At 68.3% G+C, this 18498-nt stretch carries 16 protein-coding genes and 1 pseudogene; 10 read left to right on the top strand and 7 right to left on the bottom strand.

Annotated elements, in window-relative coordinates; genetic code table 11:
* Positions 1–312, bottom strand: a pseudogene (locus ACLP4W_RS08955) (cytochrome c oxidase subunit II); the annotation flags it as partial.
* Between the two features lie 144 nt (positions 313–456).
* Here ACLP4W_RS08955 and asnB point away from each other — a divergent pair.
* Positions 457–2424, top strand: coding sequence for an asparagine synthase (glutamine-hydrolyzing) (gene asnB, locus ACLP4W_RS08950; RefSeq protein ID WP_442385786.1), 1968 nt, complete (start codon positions 457–459; stop codon positions 2422–2424).
* A 21-nt stretch (positions 2425–2445) separates the two neighbouring features.
* On the opposite strand, the gene ACLP4W_RS08945 is transcribed toward asnB, so the two are convergent.
* Positions 2446–3420 (bottom strand): carbohydrate kinase family protein, encoded by a 975-nt coding sequence (locus tag ACLP4W_RS08945; protein ID WP_442385785.1) that lies wholly within the window; start codon positions 3418–3420, stop codon positions 2446–2448.
* A 193-nt stretch (positions 3421–3613) separates the two neighbouring features.
* On the opposite strand from ACLP4W_RS08945, the gene ACLP4W_RS08940 reads away from it, so the two are divergent.
* Positions 3614–4291 carry an Rv0361 family membrane protein gene (locus ACLP4W_RS08940; protein WP_442385784.1) on the top strand — a complete coding sequence of 226 codons (678 nt, stop codon included), beginning with the start codon at positions 3614–3616 and terminating at the stop codon, positions 4289–4291.
* 45 nt (positions 4292–4336) lie between these two features.
* Here ACLP4W_RS08940 and ACLP4W_RS08935 read toward each other — a convergent pair whose 3' ends face one another.
* Together ACLP4W_RS08935 and ACLP4W_RS08930 are read right to left on the bottom strand one after the other, a co-directional pair.
* Positions 4337–4693, bottom strand: coding sequence for a HesB/IscA family protein (locus ACLP4W_RS08935; protein WP_442385783.1), 357 nt, complete (start codon positions 4691–4693; stop codon positions 4337–4339).
* A 69-nt stretch (positions 4694–4762) separates the two neighbouring features.
* Positions 4763–5839, bottom strand: a complete 1077-nt coding sequence (locus ACLP4W_RS08930; protein ID WP_442385789.1) for a glycerate kinase family protein — start codon at positions 5837–5839, stop codon at positions 4763–4765.
* A gap of 233 nt (positions 5840–6072) precedes the next feature.
* Between ACLP4W_RS08930 and ACLP4W_RS08925 the strand changes: the two genes are divergently transcribed.
* From ACLP4W_RS08925 to ACLP4W_RS08910, 4 genes are read left to right on the top strand one after another with little or no spacing between them, the layout of a single operon-like run.
* Complete coding sequence (locus ACLP4W_RS08925; protein ID WP_442385788.1) at positions 6073–6699, top strand: DUF3043 domain-containing protein; 627 nt, start codon at positions 6073–6075, stop codon at positions 6697–6699.
* 27 nt (positions 6700–6726) lie between these two features.
* Positions 6727–7287 carry a bifunctional adenosylcobinamide kinase/adenosylcobinamide-phosphate guanylyltransferase gene (locus ACLP4W_RS08920; RefSeq protein WP_442385782.1) on the top strand — a complete coding sequence of 187 codons (561 nt, stop codon included), beginning with the start codon at positions 6727–6729 and terminating at the stop codon, positions 7285–7287.
* Positions 7284–8333: a nicotinate-nucleotide--dimethylbenzimidazole phosphoribosyltransferase gene (gene cobT / locus ACLP4W_RS08915; protein WP_442385787.1), complete on the top strand. Its 1050-nt coding sequence runs from the start codon at positions 7284–7286 to the stop codon at positions 8331–8333. Before ACLP4W_RS08920 ends, cobT begins: the two co-directional genes overlap by 4 nt.
* On the top strand, positions 8330–9070 hold the full coding sequence (locus ACLP4W_RS08910; protein ID WP_442385781.1) for an adenosylcobinamide-GDP ribazoletransferase: 741 nt from the start codon (positions 8330–8332) through the stop codon (positions 9068–9070). The genes cobT and ACLP4W_RS08910 overlap by 4 nt, the downstream gene beginning before the upstream one ends.
* 44 nt (positions 9071–9114) lie before the next feature.
* Here the strand turns inward: ACLP4W_RS08910 and ACLP4W_RS08905 are convergent, their stop codons facing one another.
* Together ACLP4W_RS08905 and gcvT are read right to left on the bottom strand one after the other, a co-directional pair.
* On the bottom strand, positions 9115–10221 hold the full coding sequence (locus ACLP4W_RS08905) for a branched-chain amino acid aminotransferase (protein WP_442385780.1): 1107 nt from the start codon (positions 10219–10221) through the stop codon (positions 9115–9117).
* Between the two features lie 56 nt (positions 10222–10277).
* Complete coding sequence (gene gcvT / locus ACLP4W_RS08900) at positions 10278–11411, bottom strand: glycine cleavage system aminomethyltransferase GcvT (protein WP_442385779.1); 1134 nt, start codon at positions 11409–11411, stop codon at positions 10278–10280.
* Positions 11412–11456: 45 nt separating this feature from the next.
* On the opposite strand from gcvT, the gene ACLP4W_RS08895 reads away from it, so the two are divergent.
* The 3 genes from ACLP4W_RS08895 (at position 11457) to ACLP4W_RS08885 (ending at position 14639) form a co-directional block, all read left to right on the top strand.
* Positions 11457–12560 (top strand): adenylate/guanylate cyclase domain-containing protein, encoded by a 1104-nt coding sequence (locus ACLP4W_RS08895; protein WP_442385778.1) that lies wholly within the window; start codon positions 11457–11459, stop codon positions 12558–12560.
* A 25-nt stretch (positions 12561–12585) separates the two neighbouring features.
* The gene (locus ACLP4W_RS08890) at positions 12586–14157 is read left to right on the top strand and encodes a leucyl aminopeptidase (RefSeq protein ID WP_442385777.1); all 1572 of its coding nucleotides are present in this window, start codon (positions 12586–12588) and stop codon (positions 14155–14157) included.
* 128 nt (positions 14158–14285) lie between these two features.
* Complete coding sequence (locus ACLP4W_RS08885; RefSeq protein ID WP_442385776.1) at positions 14286–14639, top strand: aminopeptidase; 354 nt, start codon at positions 14286–14288, stop codon at positions 14637–14639.
* 24 nt (positions 14640–14663) lie between these two features.
* Here ACLP4W_RS08885 and ACLP4W_RS08880 read toward each other — a convergent pair whose 3' ends face one another.
* The gene (locus ACLP4W_RS08880; protein WP_442385775.1) at positions 14664–16436 is read right to left on the bottom strand and encodes an SDR family oxidoreductase; all 1773 of its coding nucleotides are present in this window, start codon (positions 16434–16436) and stop codon (positions 14664–14666) included.
* Between the two features lie 247 nt (positions 16437–16683).
* Here ACLP4W_RS08880 and sucB point away from each other — a divergent pair, with 247 nt between their 5' ends.
* Entirely contained in the window at positions 16684–18498 is a 1815-nt protein-coding gene (gene sucB / locus ACLP4W_RS08875; RefSeq protein ID WP_442385774.1) for a 2-oxoglutarate dehydrogenase, E2 component, dihydrolipoamide succinyltransferase, read from the top strand.

Here is an 18498-nt window from a genome sequence, read left to right as displayed (position 1 = left end):
CCAGAAGATGAGGCCCCACACGATGACACCGACGACCAGCGAAGCGACCACCGCTCCGATCCACAGCTCCCGATTGAGGTGGGCCTGCGGGGTGATGCCCTCCGGCCAGCCCATGCCCAGCGCCTCCGACCAGCTGCATCCGCTCAGGGTTAGCGCCAGGACGCCCAGCGTCGCGGCCAGCGCCAGCGGCCGCAGCCGACGAAACAGGCCCCGGTGCGCGCCTCCAAAAAAGCCCTCAAAAAGGCCTCCAAAAAGGCTCTGAAACCTGCCCTGCGACAAACGTTGCGAACGGATCTGCTCGCGAGGTGTCACGTTGGCGCCTCCTGCTTGGACATCGAATACTACGCAGCGTAGACCACGCCACTAGCCTCGGCGACGAAACCCCGACCGGTCGGTCGGCCCGCCGCCGGGTGTGCCGCATCCGCGGGCGGCGCGAGTGCGGCATACTGGGGCGCCGTGTGTGGTCTGCTGGCGTTCGTGGCGGCCCCGGCGGAAGCCGAGAGCCCCGGCCGCGATGCTGCCCGGTCCGACGCCGCCATCGCGCGCGCCACGCATTTGATGCGGCACCGCGGGCCCGACGAGCCGGGCACCTGGTCGGACCCCGGTGAGGACGGCACGGTGGTGTTCGGCTTCAACCGGCTGTCGATCATCGACATCGCGCACTCACATCAGCCGCTGCGATGGGGGCCACCGGATGCGCCCGACCGCTACGTACTGGTGTTCAACGGCGAGATCTACAACTACCTCGAGCTGCGCGACGAACTGGCCACCCGGCACGGGGCGGTTTTCGCCACCGACGGCGACGGCGAGGCCATCGTCGCCGGCTATCACCACTGGGGCACCGACGTGCTGACGCGGCTGCGCGGCATGTTCGCGTTCGCGCTGTGGGACACCGTCAAACGCGAATTATTCTGCGCCCGTGACCCTTTCGGCATTAAACCGCTCTTCATGGCCACCGGCAGCGGCGGTACCTCGGTGGCCAGCGAGAAGAAATGCCTGCTGGATTTGGCCGAGTTGGTCGGGTTCGACACCCGCATCGATCAGCGGGCGGTACAGCACTACACCGTCCTGCAGTACGTTCCCGAGCCGGAGACGTTGCACCGCGGGGTGCGCCGGCTGGAATCGGGCTGCTACGCGCGGATCCGTCCCGGGACGGCGCCTGAGGTCACCCGCTATTTCGTGCCCCGGTTTGCCGTCACACCGATCACCGGCGACACCGAACAGGCCCGCTACGACGAGATCACCGCGGTGCTCGAGGACTCGGTGGCCAAGCACATGCGCGCCGACGTCACCGTCGGGGCGTTTCTGTCCGGGGGCATCGACTCGACTGCCATCGCGGCGTTGGCGATCCGGCACAACCCCAGGTTGATCACGTTCACCACCGGGTTCGAGCGTGAGGGGTTCTCCGAGATCGACGTCGCGGTGGCCTCCGCGGAGGCGATCGGTGCCCGGCACATCGCCAAGGTGGTCAGCCCAGACGAGTTCGTCGCCGCCCTGCCCGAGATCGTCTGGTACCTCGACGAGCCGGTTGCCGACCCCGCCCTGGTGCCGCTGTTCTTCGTCGCCCGCGAGGCCCGCAAGCACGTCAAGGTGGTGCTGTCCGGCGAGGGTGCCGACGAGCTGTTCGGCGGCTACACGATCTACCGGGAGCCGCTGTCGTTGAAGCCCTTCGACTATCTGCCCCGGCCGCTGCGGCGTTCGATGGGCAAGGTGTCCAAACCGCTGCCGGAAGGCATGCGTGGCAAGAGCCTGCTGCACCGCGGCTCGCTGACACTCGAGGAGCGCTACTACGGCAATGCCCGCAGCTTCTCCGATGCGCAGTTGCGAGACGTGCTGCCCGGGTTTCGCGACGACTGGACCCACACCGATGTGACCGCGTCGCTGTACGCCGAATCGGCCGGCTGGGACCCGGTGGCCCGCATGCAGCACGTCGACCTGTTCACCTGGTTGCGCGGCGACATTCTGGTGAAGGCCGACAAGATGACGATGGCCAACTCACTGGAGCTTCGGGTGCCGTTCCTGGACCCGGAGGTGTTCGCCGTCGCCTCGCGGTTGCCGGTAGAGGCGAAGATCACCCGCACGACCACCAAGTACGCGTTGCGGCGCGCGCTGGAGCCCATCGTTCCGGCGCATGTGCTGCACCGGCCCAAGCTCGGGTTCCCGGTGCCGATCCGGCATTGGCTGAGGGCGGGCGAACTGCTGGAGTGGGCCTACGCGTTGGTGGACTCGTCGCAGGCCAGTTCATTGGTCGACTTTGTCGACCCAGCCGCCGTGCGCCGCATGCTCGACGAGCACCGAAGCGGCGCCAGTGACCACAGCCGCCGGCTGTGGACCGTGCTGATCTTCATGCTTTGGCACGCCATCTTCGTCGAGGGCAGCGTGGTGCCGCAGATCAGCGAGCCGCACTACCCGGTCCAGCTCTGACGGCGAGCGGGCGAGCAGAATTCAGGCCAGCACGGCGCTGATCTCGGCGGAGGCGTCGTCGCCGTAGGCGCCGGCCAGCCGGGTCGCCGCGATCTCGTGGTCCCAGGTCCACTCCTGGGTTCCCGTCGACTCCAGCACCAGCACGGCGACGAGCGAGCCCAGCTGCGCGGAACGCTCCAGGCTGAGACCCGCGCTGCGGCCCGTGAGGAATCCGGCCCGGAAGGCGTCGCCGACCCCCGTGGGGTCGGTCTGGCTGATCTCGGGCACCACGTCGACGTGGATGCTGGTGCCGTCGGGCTCGACCACATCCACACCCTTGGGACCCAGCGTGGTGACCCGCAGATCGATCTGTCCCATAACGTCGGCCTCCGTCCAGCCGGTCTTGGACAGCATCAGGTCCCACTCGTAGTCGTTGGTGAACAGGTACTTGGCGCCATCGATCAGCTTGCGGATCTCGTCCCCGGATAGCCGGGCCAGCTGCTGGGACGGGTCGGCGGCGAAGGCCAGCCCGAGCTTGCGGCACTCCTCGGTGTGCAAGAACATCGCGTCGGGGTCGTTGGCCCCGATGATCACCAACTCCGGCGCGCCGATGTTCGCGATCACGTCGGCGAGCTTGATGTTGCGAGCCTCCGACATGGCGCCCGGGTAGAAAGATGCGATCTGGGCCATGTCGATGTCGGTGGTGCAGGTGAAACGCGCCGTGTGCGCGCTGTCGGAGATCAGCACGTTGTCGCAGTTCACGCGGTAGGCCTGCAGCCACTTGCGATAGTCGGCGAAGTCGTCACCGGCCGCACCGACCAGCGCGACGTCACCGCCCAGCACACCGATGGCGAAAGCGATGTTTCCCGCCACACCGCCGCGATGAATCACCAGGTCGTCGACCAGGAAGCTGAGCGATACCTTCTGCAGATGATCAGCCAGCAGCTGCTCGGAAAATCGGCCGGGGAACCGCATCAGGTTGTCGGTCGCAATCGAACCTGTCACCGCGATCGTCACGAAATCTCCATCCCTCGTTAGTAAGGTTATCTAGCTTACTCAGACGTACCGAGCGTCGTCGCGTCACGGTCGTCGGAAAGTCTTGCGCTAGCCTGCCTAGGGAACTCACTCAAAGTCGCCGGGACCCCAAGAATCGGGCGGTAACCCGACCCGACTCTTACTGCGTCCCGTCTACCACCGTAGGAGAACCGCAATGGCCGGCCCGCACCCGCCGAACCACGCCGTCGGCACCGGACCAACGCCCCACGCCGAGACGCGTCCGCTCGAGTTCCCCACCGGGCCCGCCGCCGGCGACCCGACCTTCGCCTCGGCGCCAAACACCGACGCGGGACCCCCTTCGGGCAGTTATGCCCGGCAACCCCCACCGGGGTCGTATCCGAGCCGACGGTCCAAGCGGCGCCTGATCATCGGCATCTTCGTGGCCGTCGCGCTGGTGGCAGCGATGACGGTGGCGATCGTGTACGGGGTCCGGACCAACGGGGCCAACACCGGCGCCCAGTTCTCCGAGGGAGCGGCCAAGACGGCAATCCAGGAGTATCTCGACGCGCTCGAGCACCGTGATATCGACGTGATCGTGCGCAACGCCCTGTGCGGTATGTACGACGGCGTGCGCGACAAGCGTTCCGACCAGGCGCTGGCCAAAATGAGCAGCGACGCGTTCCGCAAGCAATTCTCCGAGGTCGAGCTGACCTCGATCGACAAGATCGTGTACTTGTCTCAGTATCAGGCCCAGGCGCTGTTCACCATGCGGGTATCTCCTGCGACCGGCGGCCCGACGCGCGCGGACGCACAGGGCGTCGCACAGCTGCTCTTCCAGCGAGGCCAGATCCTGGTCTGCTCGTACGTGCTCCGCACCGCGGGCTCGTACTAGCCCGCCGGCCGGGGCGACGGCGCCCGGCGACGATGCCCTAGGCGGTCAGTTGAACGAGTCCCCGCAGGCGCACGAACCAGTGGCATTGGGGTTGTCGATGGTGAAGCCCTGCTTTTCGATGGTGTCCACGAAATCGATGGACGCGCCCTCCACGTAGGGCGCGCTCATCCGGTCCACCGTCAGGGTCACGCCACCGAACTCCGCGGTGAGGTCGCCGTCCAGTGTCCGGTCGTCGAAGAAGAGGTTGTAGCGCAGCCCAGCGCAGCCGCCGGGCTGGACCGCGATGCGCAGCGCCAGGTCGTCGCGTCCCTCCTGGTCGAGCAGGGACTTCGCCTTGGAGGCGGCGGCGTCGGTCAGGATCACGCCGTGGGTCTTGGTGGTTGACTCGTTCTGCACCGTCATTGCTTCTCCTACATGCCTATCGTTGGGCGGGTCCGCCCCCGCCCGAACTACCGGGGAAAGCCCAATGCGTCAACGGTACCTCGCTGGGCCGCTATTCCCGAGTCGCGCCGCCACCTGTGACGCTAATCCTATCAGCTGATTTGCCGCGTCGGCCTGCGCCAACCGCACCGAGCCGGCGTAATCGGCGATGGACAACGCGGACATGATGCCCGCGGTGCGGACCGACGTATTGTCCAGACCGACCTGGCCGGCCAGCACGATCACCGGGATTCCCAGCGGCCGGGCCGCGTCGGCGAGGAACCCGACCACCTTGCCGTGCAGGGACTGCTCGTCGAACCGGCCTTCACCCGTGACGATCATCTCCGCGGTCTCGAGGTCGTCGGCCAAGTGGGTGTGCTCGGCGATGATCGCCGCGCCGGACTCGCAGCGACCGCCGAGCGCGAGCAGCCCGGCACCAATCCCACCGGCGGCGCCCGCCCCCGGCTCCGCGCCGACGTCTCGTCCGGCCACCGCTTCCAGTTCCATGGCCCACGCCTCAAGGCGGACTTCCAGCGCTGCGACGGTCTCCGTGTCAGCGCCCTTCTGCGGCCCGAACACCCTGGCCGCGCCCCAGGGCCCCAGCAGGGGATATTCGGTGTCCGAGGCGGCGATCAGCTCCACGTCGGCCAGTCGCCGGCGGGCGGCATCCAGGCCGCCGAGCTCGGCGATCATCCCTTGCCCGCCATCAATGCACGCGCTGCCCCCCAGCCCGACCACGACCCGCTTCGCCCCGGCCCGCAGCGCCTCGGCGATGAGCTGCCCCACGCCCCGGCTGTGGGCCGCCAGCGCGGTCTCCGGGGTGGGCGGGCCGCCAAGGAGTGCCAGACCGCACGCCTGCGCGCATTCCAGGTACGCGGTCGCCGAGCCGCGCTGGAAGACCCACTGGGCCTCCACCGTGGTGTCCAGCGGCCCCTGCACCCGCAGCCGCCGCGTCTTGCCCAGCCGGCTGGCCAGCACCTCGACGAAGCCCGGGCCGCCGTCGGACTGCGGGGCGACAATGAATCGATCGCCCGGACGTGACCGGGTCCAGCCGGTCGCGATGGCGGCGGCGGCCTCCACGGCCGACAAGCCGTCGCCATAGCAATCCGGGGCCACCAGAACCAGCATCGCCGGCAACTGGAGACGGCCCGGTGCGAGGCCAGCGGCGTCATCATCCGAGGCCATCGTGCCGTCGTCCATCACAGGTAGCCATTCATCACAGTCAAGCGTAGGTGCAAGCCACGCGCTGGCGCATGCGCAATAACAATGCATTCCAGGGCGATTACGGCTCGCAGCACTCGCGAAGTAACCTGGCCACTGTGAAGCTGTTGGGCCGTAAGAAGGGCCATGAAGAGGGTTCTGTGGCGCCGGTGGTGATTGATGCCGCCAGCCCGCCGCGTGAGTCGCGTGGGACCGATCCCAAGGGCCGGCCCACGCCCAAGCGCGACGCCGCCAGACGCAGTACGAAAAAGGGTCCGATCGCACCGGCACCCATGACCGCGTCCGAGGCGCGGGCCCGGCGCAAGTCGCTGGCCGGCGCCAAACTCAGCCGCGAGGAGCGCCGGGCCGAGCGAACCACCAACCGCGCTCGCATGACGGATCGCCGGGATCGCATGATGGCGGGCGAAGAGGCATACCTGTTGCCGCGTGATCAGGGGCCGATACGCCGCTACGTGCGCGATGTGGTGGACTCCCGGCGCAACGTCCTCGGCCTGTTCATGCCGGCGACGCTGGTTCTGATTTTCGTCATGTTCGCGGTTCCGCAGCTGCAGCTGTATGTCTCTCCGGCGATGCTGGTGCTGATGGTCGTCATGAGTGTCGACGGGCTCATCCTGGGTCGCAAAGTGAGCAAGCGGGTTGACGCGAAGTTCCCGAACAACACCGAAAGCCGTTGGAAGCTAGGCATTTACGCCGCCGGCCGGGCTTCCCAAATGCGCCGGTTGCGGGCACCCCGGCCCCAAGTCGAGCGCGGCAGCAGTGTCGGTTAAGCGTCGCGGCAAAGCCGTCTGACCCCAGTGCGGACGCTGGTGCTCGGCGGGATCAGGTCGGGCAAATCTCGGTGGGCGGAGGATGCCATCGCCAAGGCGCTGCCGCCCGGCCAGCCGGTCCGTTACCTGGCCTCCGGGCCGGCAGGCGGGGACGATGCGGCCTGGGCGCACCGGATCGCGCGGCACCGCGGCCGTCGGCCCGCGCATTGGTCGACGGTCGAAACCGAAGACATCACCGCCCAATTGCGGCAGTCGCCGGACATCCCGACGCTCGTCGACGACCTCGGCGGGTGGTTGACCGGCACACTGGACCGGAACAACGCATGGGACGACGGGCCGGTGGAAGGCCCGGTCGTTAACTCGATCGAAGACTCGATCGAGTCGATGCTGGCCGCGGTCGGCGCATTCGGCTCCACGCTGGTGCTGGTCAGCCCGGAAGTCGGGTTGACCGTGGTGCCGGCTTCCGCGTCGGGCCGCCGATTCGCCGACGAACTGGGCAGCCTCAACCAGCGCGTCGCCGAGTTGTGCGATCAGGTGGTGCTGGTGGTGGCCGGGCAGGCCGTACCGATCAAGCCGTCGGGAAGCTGATGGAATTCGCGCCAGTGTCGCCGCCCGATGCGGACGCCGCCGCGGCCGCCCGCGCCCGTCAGGACACCCTGACCAAGCCGCGGGGGGCCCTCGGCCGCCTCGAAGACCTGTCGGTCTGGATTGCGTCGTGCCAAGGGCACTGTCCGCCGCGGCAGTTCGAGCGCGCCCGGGTGGTGGTCTTCGCGGGTGACCACGGCGTCGCGCGATCGGGGGTGTCGGCGTACCCGCCCGAGGTGACCGCCCAGATGGTCGCCAACATCGATGCCGGCGGGGCGGCGATCAATGTGCTGGCCGACATCGCCGGCGCGACCGTGCGGGTGGCGGACCTGGCGGTCGACGCCGACGCGGCTTCGGAGCGGATCGGCGCCCACAAGGTGCGACGTGGCAGTGGCAATATCACGATCCAAGACGCTCTGACCGACGCCGAGACCGTCGCGGCGGTCGCCGCGGGCCGGACCATCGCCGATGAGGAGGTCGACGCCGGCGCGGACCTGCTGATCGCGGGCGACATGGGGATCGGAAACACAACGGCGGCAGCGGTTTTGGTGGCGGCACTTACCAACGCCGAGCCGGTCGCGGTCGTTGGCTTCGGGACCGGGATCGGTGACGCGGGATGGGCACGCAAGACGGCGGCGGTACGCGATGCCCTGTTTAGGGCGCGGCTGGTGTTGCCCGACCCGGTCGGGTTGCTGCGCTGCTGCGGCGGCGCCGATTTGGCCGCGATGGCCGGCTTTTGCGCACAGGCCGCGGTGCGGCGTACCCCGCTGCTTCTCGACGGCATGGCGGTGACGGCCGCCGCGTTGGTCTCCGAGCGCCTGGCGCCCGGCGCCCGGCAGTGGTGGCAAGCGGGTCACCGGTCCACCGAGCCGGGTCACGAACTGGCGCTGGGCGCGCTTGAGTTAGACCCGATCCTGGATCTGCGCATGCGGCTGGGTGAGGGAACCGGCGCCGCGGTGGCGCTGCCCGTGCTGCGCGCCGCGGTGGCAGCACTTTCGTCGATGGCGACATTCACAGACGCTGGCGTCTCCAACCGAGCCTCCCTGTGATGCGTTCGCTGGCAACGGCCTTCGCTTTCGCGACCGTGCTGCCCGTTCCGCGTGCGGGCAGTGCCCCGATGGGCCGGGGCGCGATGACGGCGCTGCCGGTGGTCGGCGCCGCGCTGGGGGTGTTGGCCGCGGGCGTCACGTGGTGCGGCGCATGGGCTTTCGGCCCGTCAAGCCCGCTCGCCGGACTACTCGCCGTGACCGCTCTGTTGCTCGCGACCCGCGGCCTGCACATCGATGGTGTCGCCGATACGGCCGACGGGCTGGGTTGCTACGGATCGCCGCAGCGCGCACTTGCGGTGATGCGCGACGGATCGACCGGACCGTTCGGTGTGGCGGCCGTCGTGCTGGTGATCGTGTCGCAGGGGCTGGCATTCTCGGCGCTCAGACCGGCGGGTGTTTTCGTCGCGGTCTTTGCCGGCCGGGTCACCGCGGTGCTGGCCTGCCGCCGGTCGGTGCCGGCGGCCGACGGCAGCGCCCTGGGTGCCCGGGTCGCAGGTAGTCAGCCCGCGCCGGTGGTGGCGGGCTGGCTCGCGGTGCTGCTGGGCGTTTCGCTGCTGGCGGGTCCGCGACCGTGGCAGGGGCCGGTGGCGGCGCTGGTGGCGGTGTGCTGCGGCGCGGCCCTGGTCGCCCACTGCGTGCGCCGGTTCGGCGGCATCACCGGTGACGTGCTGGGCGCCGCGATCGAACTGACCACGACGGTGAGCGCCGTGGCGCTTGCGGGACTGGTCCGGATCTAGCAAGCGTCGAGCGTGAAGCTGGTTTCACGTTGGGCAATCGGCGCCTACCCCAGCCGGGCCATCCAGCCGTGGGTGTCGGCGAAGGTGCCCCGTTGGATCCCGGTCAGCGTGTCGCGCATCGCCATGGTCACCTCGCCCGGTTGGCCGTCGGCGACGGTGAACTCGCTGTCGCCGTACTTGACGCGCGAAACCGGGGTGATGACGGCGGCGGTGCCGCAGGCGAACACCTCGGTGATCTCGCCCGCGGCGGCTTTCTTCTGCCACTCGTCGATATCGATCTTGCGTTCCTCGACGGAGAATCCGGCATCAATAGCCAACTGCAGCAACGAATCTCGCGTAATGCCGGGCAGCAGCGAGCCGGACAGCTCCGGGGTGACCAGCCGCGCGTGTCCGCCGCTGCCCAGCACGAAGAAGAGGTTCATGCCGCCCATCTCTTCGACGAAGCGACGCTCGACCGCGTCCAGCCATACCACCTGGTCGCAACCGTTTTCGGCGGCTTGTACCTGAGCCAGCAGCGAGGCGGCGTAGTTGCCGCCGAACTTGGCCGCGCCGGTCCCGCCCGGGCTGGCCCGCACATACTCCGTCGACACCCAGACGGTGACGGGGCTGACGCCGCCCTTGAAATATGCGCCGGCCGGCGAGGCGATCAGCAGGTAGCGGTACTGCTTGGCCGGTCGCACGCCCAGTCCGGGCTCCGTGGCGAAGATGAACGGCCGCAGATACAGCGCCTCTTCGCCGCCGGCCCGCGGCACCCAAGCGTTGTCGACAGCGATTAGCTGGCAAAGGGATTCGATGAACAGCTTTTCGGGCAGTTCGGGAATCGCGAGCCGCCGCGCCGACGAACGCAGCCTCGCCGCATTGGCCTCGGCGCGAAACGACACGATGGAGCCGTCCGCCCAGCGGTAAGCCTTGAGCCCCTCGAAGACTTCCTGTGCGTAGTGCAGCACGATCGCCGACGGATCCAGTTCTATCGGGCCGTACGGGATGACCCGCGCATCGTGCCAACCCTTGCCGCCGGTGTAGTCGATCGACACCATGTGGTCGGTGAAGTATTTGCCGAAACCCGGGTCGGCCAGGATCGACTCACGTTCGGCGTCGGTCGCGGGATTCGCCGCGCGAGAAACCGTGAACCGAAGTGAGCCGCTGGTCATGGCGCCGATTGTATATCCGCGTACGATCGGGTTTTTGCCACGTGAACCGGTACTGGCTAGCGGGTTTTCGCGGCGACGAACGGCGGGCGCACGACTTCGCACTCGACGGACCGGCCGCGGACGTCGACGGTGATGCGCTGGCCGTCCTCCACGCCGGCATCGCTGTCGATCAAGGCCAGCGCGATGCCCACCTGCAACGTAGGAGAAAAGGTTCCCGACGTGGTGACCCCCACCGTGCTGTCCCCGGAATGCACCGTCAGCCCGGGACGCAACACCCCGCGGCCGACCATCCGCAGTCCCCGCAACAAGCGCCGCGGTCCCGCCGCTTTCTCCGCCAGCAGCGCGTCGCGGCCGAAGAACGCGTCCTTCTTCCAACCGATCGCCCATCCGCACCGGGCCTGCAACGGCGAGATGTCGAGCGAAAGTTCGTGCCCGTGCAGCGGATATCCCATCTCGGTGCGCAGAGTGTCGCGGGCGCCCAGGCCCGCGAGCTCGCCGCGGGCCTCGGAAACCGCCGCCACCAGCGCGTCGAACACCACGCCCGCGGATTCCCACGGTGGCAGTAGTTCGTAACCGTGCTCGCCGGTGTACCCGGTGCGACAGACTCGCACCGGCAGCCCGGAGTACGAGGAATCGGCGTAGCCCATGTAATCCATGCCCGTCGGCAGCCCCAGCGCGTCGAGCACCTCGGTCGATCGTGGCCCCTGCACCGCCAGCACCGCATAGGAGCGATGCAGGTTGGTGATCGTCAGGTCGGGCGGGGCGGCCGCTTGCAGCGCCTCGACCACCGCGGCGGTGTTGGCGGCGTTCGGCACCAGAAAAATCTCGTCGTCGTCGACGTAGTAGGCGATGAGATCGTCGATGACGCCGCCGGATTCGGTGCAGCACAGTGTGTATTGCGCCTTGCCGGATTGAGCCTTGCCGGATTGAGCCTTGCCCGGCCCAATGCGGCCCAGGTCGTTGGTGAGCGCGGAGTTGACGAACTGCGCGGCGCCCGGCCCGCGGACCAACGCCTTGCCGAGGTGGCTGACGTCGAACAGGCCCACCGCATTGCGCGTGGCGTTGTGCTCGCTGACGGTCCCGGCGTACGACACCGGCATCAGCCAGCCGCCGAACTCGGCGAAACTTGCGCCCAGCTCGCGGTGGCGCTCCTCCAGGGGTCCGTGCAAGAGGTCTGGCGCATCGCTCACGGCGTCCCACCCTAATCGTCACCCCTGCCTGGCACACTTGGGTGGGTGTTCGATTCGCTCGACTTCGACGCGCTGGAAGCGGCCGGGATCGCCAATCCACGCGAGCGAGCCGACCTGATCAAGTATCTGGACGACCTTGGCTTCTCGGTCCAGGAGATGGCTGAAGCCGAACTCCGCGGCCGGCTGTTCGGCCTGGCCGGTGATGTTCTGTCGTGGTCGGGGCGCCCGATCTACACGTTGCGGACCGCGGCCGAGGAGCTCGGGGTAGCAGCCGAGGACGTCGCGCGCGCCTGGGCTTTGCTCGGCCTGACTGTCGCCGGTGCTGATATTCCTGTGCTGAGCCAGGCCGACGTCGACGCCCTGGCAACCTGGCTCGCGCTCAAGGCGGTCGTCGGCCAGGACGGCGCATTGGGCCTGTTGCGGGTACTGGGCGCCGCCATGGCCCGGCTCGCCGAAGCCGAGTCGACACTGATCCGCGCCGGGACGCCGGACATCCAGATGACCCACACCCGCGACGAACTCGCCACTGCGCAGGCGTACCGCTCGGTCGCCGAGTTCGTCCCCCGGATCGGGGCACTGATCGACATCGTGCACCGTCACCATCTGACCAGCGCTCGGACGCATTTCGAGGGTGTACTTCGCGACACGTCGGCGGCCGTGGTGTGCGGTGTTGGTTTCGCGGATCTGTCCGGCTTCACCGCGTTGACTCAGGCCCTCACGCCGGCGCAGTTGTCGTATTTGCTCAACGAGTTCGCCGGCACCGTCTCCGACGTGGTGCATGCCGACGGCGGCCGGGTGGTGAAGTTCATCGGCGACGAGGTGATGTGGGTGAGTTCGGCGCCCGAGCGGCTGGTGCGGGCGGCGGTTGATCTCGTCGAGCACCCCAAAGCGCGCGAGGAAGGACTGCAGGTCCGCGCCGGCCTTGCATACGGCACGGTCGTGGCCATCAACGGCGACTACTTCGGCAACCCGGTCAATCTGGCTGCCCGACTCGTGGCCGCAGCGACACCTGAGCAGATCCTGGCCACGTCCGAGCTGCGCGACGAGTTGCCCGACTGGCCCGCGGTCGCCCAGGCTCCGTTGACACTCAAGGGTTTCGACGACCCGGTGACCGCTTTCGACCTGCACGCGGGGACGCTGCCGAGCTAAGCCCTACCCCCGGTGACTAGGGTAATTGCCCGTGACCACCACCGAACCGGGTTACCAAGCCCCCTCCGTCAACGTCGCCACGTCGCTGCCCAAACGCAGTGCCGGTTCCGCGGTGCTGCTCGTGCCGGTCGTCTCGACCGGCGACGAAGACAAGCCCGGCGCGGTCTCTGTACTTCGGGTCGCGGCCGAGCCGTTCCTGCCCGCCGCGGCGGTCGCCGAGATCGAGGCCGGCCTTCGGGCACTGGAAGCCACCGGTGGCAGCGAACAGGTGCACCGGCTGGTGGTGTCGTCGCTGCCGGTGTCCAGCGTGCTCACAATCGGCCTGGGCAAGCCGCGATCCGAGTGGCCGGCCGACACGATCCGTCGCGCCGCCGGTGTGGCGGCGCGGTCGCTGGGCGGCGCAGAGACAGTGATCACGACGCTGACAGAGCTGCCCGGTGACGACGTCTGCTCGGCCGCCGTCGAGGGGCTGATCCTGGGCAGCTACCGGTTCACCGCATTCCGCACCGACAAGACCGCGCCGAAAGACAAAGGCCTGCGCAAGATCACGGTGTTAGCCACCTCGAAAGACGCCAAGAAACACAGCGCGCACGGCGCTGCCGTCGCGACCGCGGTTGCCACCGCCCGTGACTTGGTCAACACCCCGCCCAGCCACCTGTTTCCCGCCGAATTCGCCAAGCGTGCAAAGGCTTTGGGCGAATCCGCCGGCCTCGAGGTGGAGGTGCTCGACGACAAGGCGCTACAGAAGGCCAACTACGGCGGGGTGATCGGTGTCGGTCAGGGCTCGTCGCGCCCACCGCGGCTGGTGCGGCTGATCCATCGGGGTTCACAGCTGGCCAAAGGCAAGAAGGGCAAGGCTGGAAAGCGAGTCGCGCTGGTCGGTAAGGGCATCACTTTCGACACCGGCGGCATCTCCATCAAGCCGGCGGCGTCAATGCACTACATGACCTCGGACATGGGCGGCGCCGCCGCGGTCATCGCGACCGTCACGCTGGCCGCCCAGCTGGCGCTGCCCATCGACGTGATCGCCACCGTGCCGATGGCCGAGAACATGCCGTCGGCGACGGCGCAGCGCCCGGGCGACGTTCTGACGCAATACGGCGGAACCACGGTCGAGGTGCTCAACACCGACGCGGAGGGCAGGCTCATCCTTGCCGACGCCATCGTCCGGGCGTGCGAGGACAACCCGGACTACCTGATCGAGACGTCCACGCTGACGGGTGCCCAGACGGTGGCGCTGGGCTCGCGGATACCCGGGGTGATGGGCAGCGACGAGTTCCGCGACCGGGTCGCCGCGATCTCGCAACGGGTGGGCGAGAACGGCTGGCCGATGCCGCTGCCCGACGAGCTCAAGGAGGACTTGAAGTCCACGGTGGCCGACCTGGCCAATGTCAGTGGTCAGCGCTTTGCCGGGATGCTGGTGGCCGGGGTGTTCCTGCGCGAATTCGTGGCCGACGGCGTGAGCTGGGCGCACATCGACGTGGCCGGCCCGGCTTACAACACCGGCAGCCCGTGGGGATACACGCCCAAGGGCGCGACCGGTGTGCCGGCCCGCACCATGTTCGCGGTGCTGACCGACATAGCCGAGAACGGCTAGCAGCCGAGCGTCGCGCTGGCGTGGCGCTGACGGCCTAACGTCACGCTGGCGTGACGCTCGCGACCGGGTTTAACCACCGGTCACACTGGCTAACCTCCCAGCGATTCCTATTCGACGGGAGGCCAATTGTGACTGCGCGACGGTTGATCATTGCTGTTGGTGCCGTGCTGCTGCTGGCCGGCGTAATCGGGCTGTTGACGCCGGTATCGATCTCCGACGGCAATGGCAGTTCCATCTCGTGCGGAAACGCCGTCGCCACGGATCTGTCCGCGGCGAGGAGCGCGAACGACAAGAGCGTGGCAAACGTCCCGATTCTTAACCAGATCGTGCCGCACACCGACTACGTGGCGCAGTGCCAGTCATCGGTGGGCAGCCGGCGGACGTGGACCATCCCGCTGACGGTCGCCGGGATCATCGCGATCGGCGGTGCGCTGCTGGTACGACGCGGCGAAGGAGCGGCGCGGATCCCTGAGGGTTCCTGAGGTCCCTGCGCCCGGCTCAGATCATCAGATGACCCGCATCCGCGCGGTGCTGCGCAGCGCCTGCGGCAGCACACGGGAAACGCCGTACAGCGCATAGGCTTCCGGCGCGACCGGGCGGATCGGCTTGCTCTTCTTGACCGACGACAAGATCGCCTTGGCAACCTTTTCCGGCCCGTAGTGACGCAGCGCGAACATCCTGCCCAGCTGCCCCCGCCGGCCGTCGACTTCCTCGCCCTTGCCCGCGGGTGCGTCGAAGCGGGTGGTGTTGACGATGTTGGTGTTGATGACACCGGGGCAGATCGTGGTCAGCCCGATGCCGGCGGCATCGAGTTCGGCCCGCAGGCAGTCGGAGAACATGTAGGCCGCGGCCTTGGAGGTGCAGTAGGCATTCAGTGACTGCAGCGGGGCGTAGGCGGCCATCGATGCCACGTTGACGATGTAGCCGCCGGTGCCGCGTTCGACCAGGCGCCGCCCGAATGACCGGCAACCGTTCACCACGCCGCCGAGGTTGACGTCCAGCACGCGGTCGAACTGCTCGGCGGGTGTGTCCAAGAACCCGCCCGCCTGCCCGATGCCGGCGTTGTTGACCACGATGTCGGGAACGCCGTGCGCGGCGCTGACCCGTTCGGCGAACGCCTCGACCGCCTGGGCGTCGGACACGTCAAGCACGTAGGGGTACGCCACACCACCCCGTGCGGCGATCTGCTCCGCGGTCTCCTTGACGGCGGCCTCGTCGATATCGCTGACGACCACCTCGGCGCCCTCGCGCGCAAAGGCGAACGCGGTCTCCCGGCCGATTCCGCTGCCGGCGCCGGTGACCGACACCAAAGTGTCGCCGAACGCCTCACGCGGACGCCCGACCTGCGCGCGCAGCATCGCGCGACTCGGCTGTTTGCCTTGAGCGAGGTCGGCGAAGTCACGCACCGCGGCGGCCATCACCAGCGGGTGCGACATCGGCGAGAAGTGACCGGCCTTGATGTCGCGGCGCCACAACCGCGGCACCCAGCGCTGGGTCTCGTCGTATCCGTACGGCCGCACGTACTTGTCCCGGGTGTTGACGATGAGCTGCACCGGTACGTCGACGATGTGGACGCCCCGGCCGCGCCCGGAGAACGAGCGAAAGTAGTTGGCGGGGTATGTTTTCACCGAGCGGGCGGCATCCCGGGCAAGGTTGGCCGAGTGGTGGATCTGATCGGCCGGGATGTTGTCGACCGCGTTGCGCCGCAGCGCCGGGACCGACAGCGTCAGCCGCAGGAAAAGCGGTGCCAGCACCGGGATCGAGAACAGCGCCATATAGGTGAATCTCAGGGCCTGACTGATCGAGCGGGCAAACCTGCGCGGGCGCCAGGGCCGGCGCAGGCCGCTGAAGATGTAGTCGACCAGTTGGTTCTGGCTCGGGCCCGAGACCGACGTGAACGAGGCGACCCGGTCGCTGGCGCCCGGCCGCTTCAAGTACTCCCAGACGCCCACCGAACCCCAGTCGTGGCCCAGCACGTGCACCGGTTGGCCCGGGCTCAGCTTCCCGACCACCGCGGCGAAGTCGTCGGCGAACCGGGCCATGGTGTACGCGGAAACCGGCCTGGGCACCGACGACAGGCCGACACCACGGTTGTCGTAACGGATCACGCGAAAATCGGCCAGCAGCGGCACGACACCGTCCCACAACACGTGCGAGTCGGGAAAGCCGTGCACCAGCACGACGGTCGGGCCCTCGCGGTTGCCCTCTTCGTAGACCGCGATACGCACGCCGTCCGTGCTGTCGACGAACTGCTGCGGCGCCTGTTGTAATGCCGGCATCGGACCTCCGCACCCCCGATTTGATCTGACTGAACCGTGACTGGACCCTGACTAACAGTGGCCACACCGTAGCAAGCGGGTGCGGCCGCCCCGGCACCCGAGCGCGCCAGCCCTGGATGTGTGCCGATGCCGACGCAATGACAGGATGGTTTCGGCAACTACTTGCATTTCACACCCGCTACACGGGGTTGTGGTAAGCCAGATGTGACCTGCCCCGAGCCACGAGCGATCGAGGAGTCAAAACGAGATGGCCTTCTCCGTCCAGATGCCGGCACTCGGCGAGAGCGTCACCGAGGGGACGGTCACCCGCTGGCTCAAGCAGGAAGGCGACACGGTCGAACTCGACGAGCCTCTCGTCGAGGTATCGACCGACAAGGTCGACACCGAAATCCCCTCGCCGGCCGCCGGTGTGCTGACCAAAATCATCGCCCAGGAGGACGACACCGTCGAGGTTGGCGGCGATCTGGCCGTCATCGGCTCGAATTTGGAGGCCTCCGAAAACGGCGCGACGGAGGCGCCCGCCCAGGCGCCAAGCGAACCGCAGCCGAAGGCCGAATCCGCAGCGCCACCCCAACCGGAACCCGAGCCCGAACCCGCAGCGCCGGCCAAGCCGGAGTCCGAACCCGCGGCGCCGGCCCAGCAGGGTTCCGGTAGCGGCGCCACGACCCCGGTGCTGATGCCCGAGCTCGGCGAGTCGGTGGCCGAGGGCACCGTGACTCGCTGGCTCAAAAAGGTCGGGGATTCGGTTCAGGTTGACGAAGCGCTGGTGGAAGTGTCCACCGACAAGGTGGACACCGAGATCCCGTCGCCAGTGGCCGGCGTCCTGGTCAGCATCACCGCCGACGAAGACGCCACCGTTCCCGTTGGCGGTGAATTGGCACGGATCGGCTCGAATCTGGACGCCTCCGACGCCAGCGCCCCGCCCGCGCCCAAGCCCCCGCCCGAGCCGGCGCCCCAGCCCAAGGCCCCCAAGGTTGACGAAAAACCCGAAGCTGCGGCCAAACCGGCACCCGCACCGGAGCCCCCGCCCGAACCGGCGCCGAAAGCCCAACCGGCACAGGCCCCGCCAGCCGCCGAGACCGGAGGCTCGAGTGCAGACGGCGCGCCGTACGTGACCCCGCTGGTGCGAAAACTGGCCACCGAGAACAAGATTGACCTTGCCGAGGTCACCGGCACCGGGGTGGGCGGTCGCATCCGCAAGCAAGACGTGCTTGCCGCGGCCCAGAAGAAAGAAGAGGCGAAGAGGGCGCCCGCCGCACCGGCCGCGCAACCTCCCGCAGCGGCGCCGGCTGCGAAAGCTCCTGAAGCCGCGCCAACTCCGGCACCCGCGCTGGCACACCTGAGGGGCACCACGCAGAAGGCCAGCCGGATCCGTCAGATCACCGCGAACAAGACTCGCGAATCCCTGCAGGCCACGGCGCAGCTCACCCAGACCCACGAGGTCGACATGACCAAGATCGTCGGCTTGCGGGCTCGGGCCAAGGCCGCGTTCGCCGAGCGCGAGGGGGTGAACCTGACCTTCCTGCCATTCATCGCCAGGGCCGTCATCGACGCCCTCAAGATTCACCCCAACATCAACGCCAGCTACAACGAGGACACCAAGGAGATCACTTACTACGACGCCGAGCACCTCGGCTTCGCCGTCGACAGCGAGCAGGGTCTCCTCTCCCCCGTCATCCACAACGCCGGCGACCTGTCGCTGGCCGGGCTGGCAAGGGCGATCGCCGACATCGCCGCGCGCGCCCGGTCGGGCGACCTGAAACCCGACGAGTTGTCCGGCGGCACCTTCACCGTCACCAACATCGGCAGCCAGGGGGCGTTGTTCGACACCCCGATCCTGGTTCCGCCGCAGGCCGCCATGTTGGGCACCGGGGCCATCGTCAAACGGCCGCGGGTGGTCGTCGATGACAGCGGCAACGAATCGATCGGGGTCCGCTCGGTTTGCTACCTCCCGCTGACCTACGACCATCGGCTGATCGACGGGGCCGATGCCGGACGATTCCTCACCACGATCAAGAACCGGCTCGAAGAGGGAGCGTTCGAGGCCGATTTAGGACTGTGA

The organism is Mycobacterium sp., from assembly GCF_052145595.1.
Lineage (GTDB): Bacteria > Actinomycetota > Actinomycetes > Mycobacteriales > Mycobacteriaceae > Mycobacterium.
The sequence above is the reverse complement of the archived record's forward strand: the minus strand, read 5'-3'. Positions and strand labels throughout refer to the sequence as shown.

Coding starts and splice junctions, on each gene's coding strand:
- ACLP4W_RS08940 (WP_442385784.1), top strand. CDS start 3,614: ATGGCCGGCCCGCACCCGCCGAACCACGCCGTCGGCACCGGACCAACG.
- ACLP4W_RS08935 (WP_442385783.1), bottom strand. CDS start 4,693: ATGACGGTGCAGAACGAGTCAACCACCAAGACCCACGGCGTGATCCTG.
- ACLP4W_RS08930 (WP_442385789.1), bottom strand. CDS start 5,839: ATGCTGGTTCTGGTGGCCCCGGATTGCTATGGCGACGGCTTGTCGGCC.
- ACLP4W_RS08905 (WP_442385780.1), bottom strand. CDS start 10,221: ATGACCAGCGGCTCACTTCGGTTCACGGTTTCTCGCGCGGCGAATCCC.
- ACLP4W_RS08880 (WP_442385775.1), bottom strand. CDS start 16,436: ATGCCGGCATTACAACAGGCGCCGCAGCAGTTCGTCGACAGCACGGAC.
- sucB (WP_442385774.1), top strand. CDS start 16,684: ATGGCCTTCTCCGTCCAGATGCCGGCACTCGGCGAGAGCGTCACCGAG.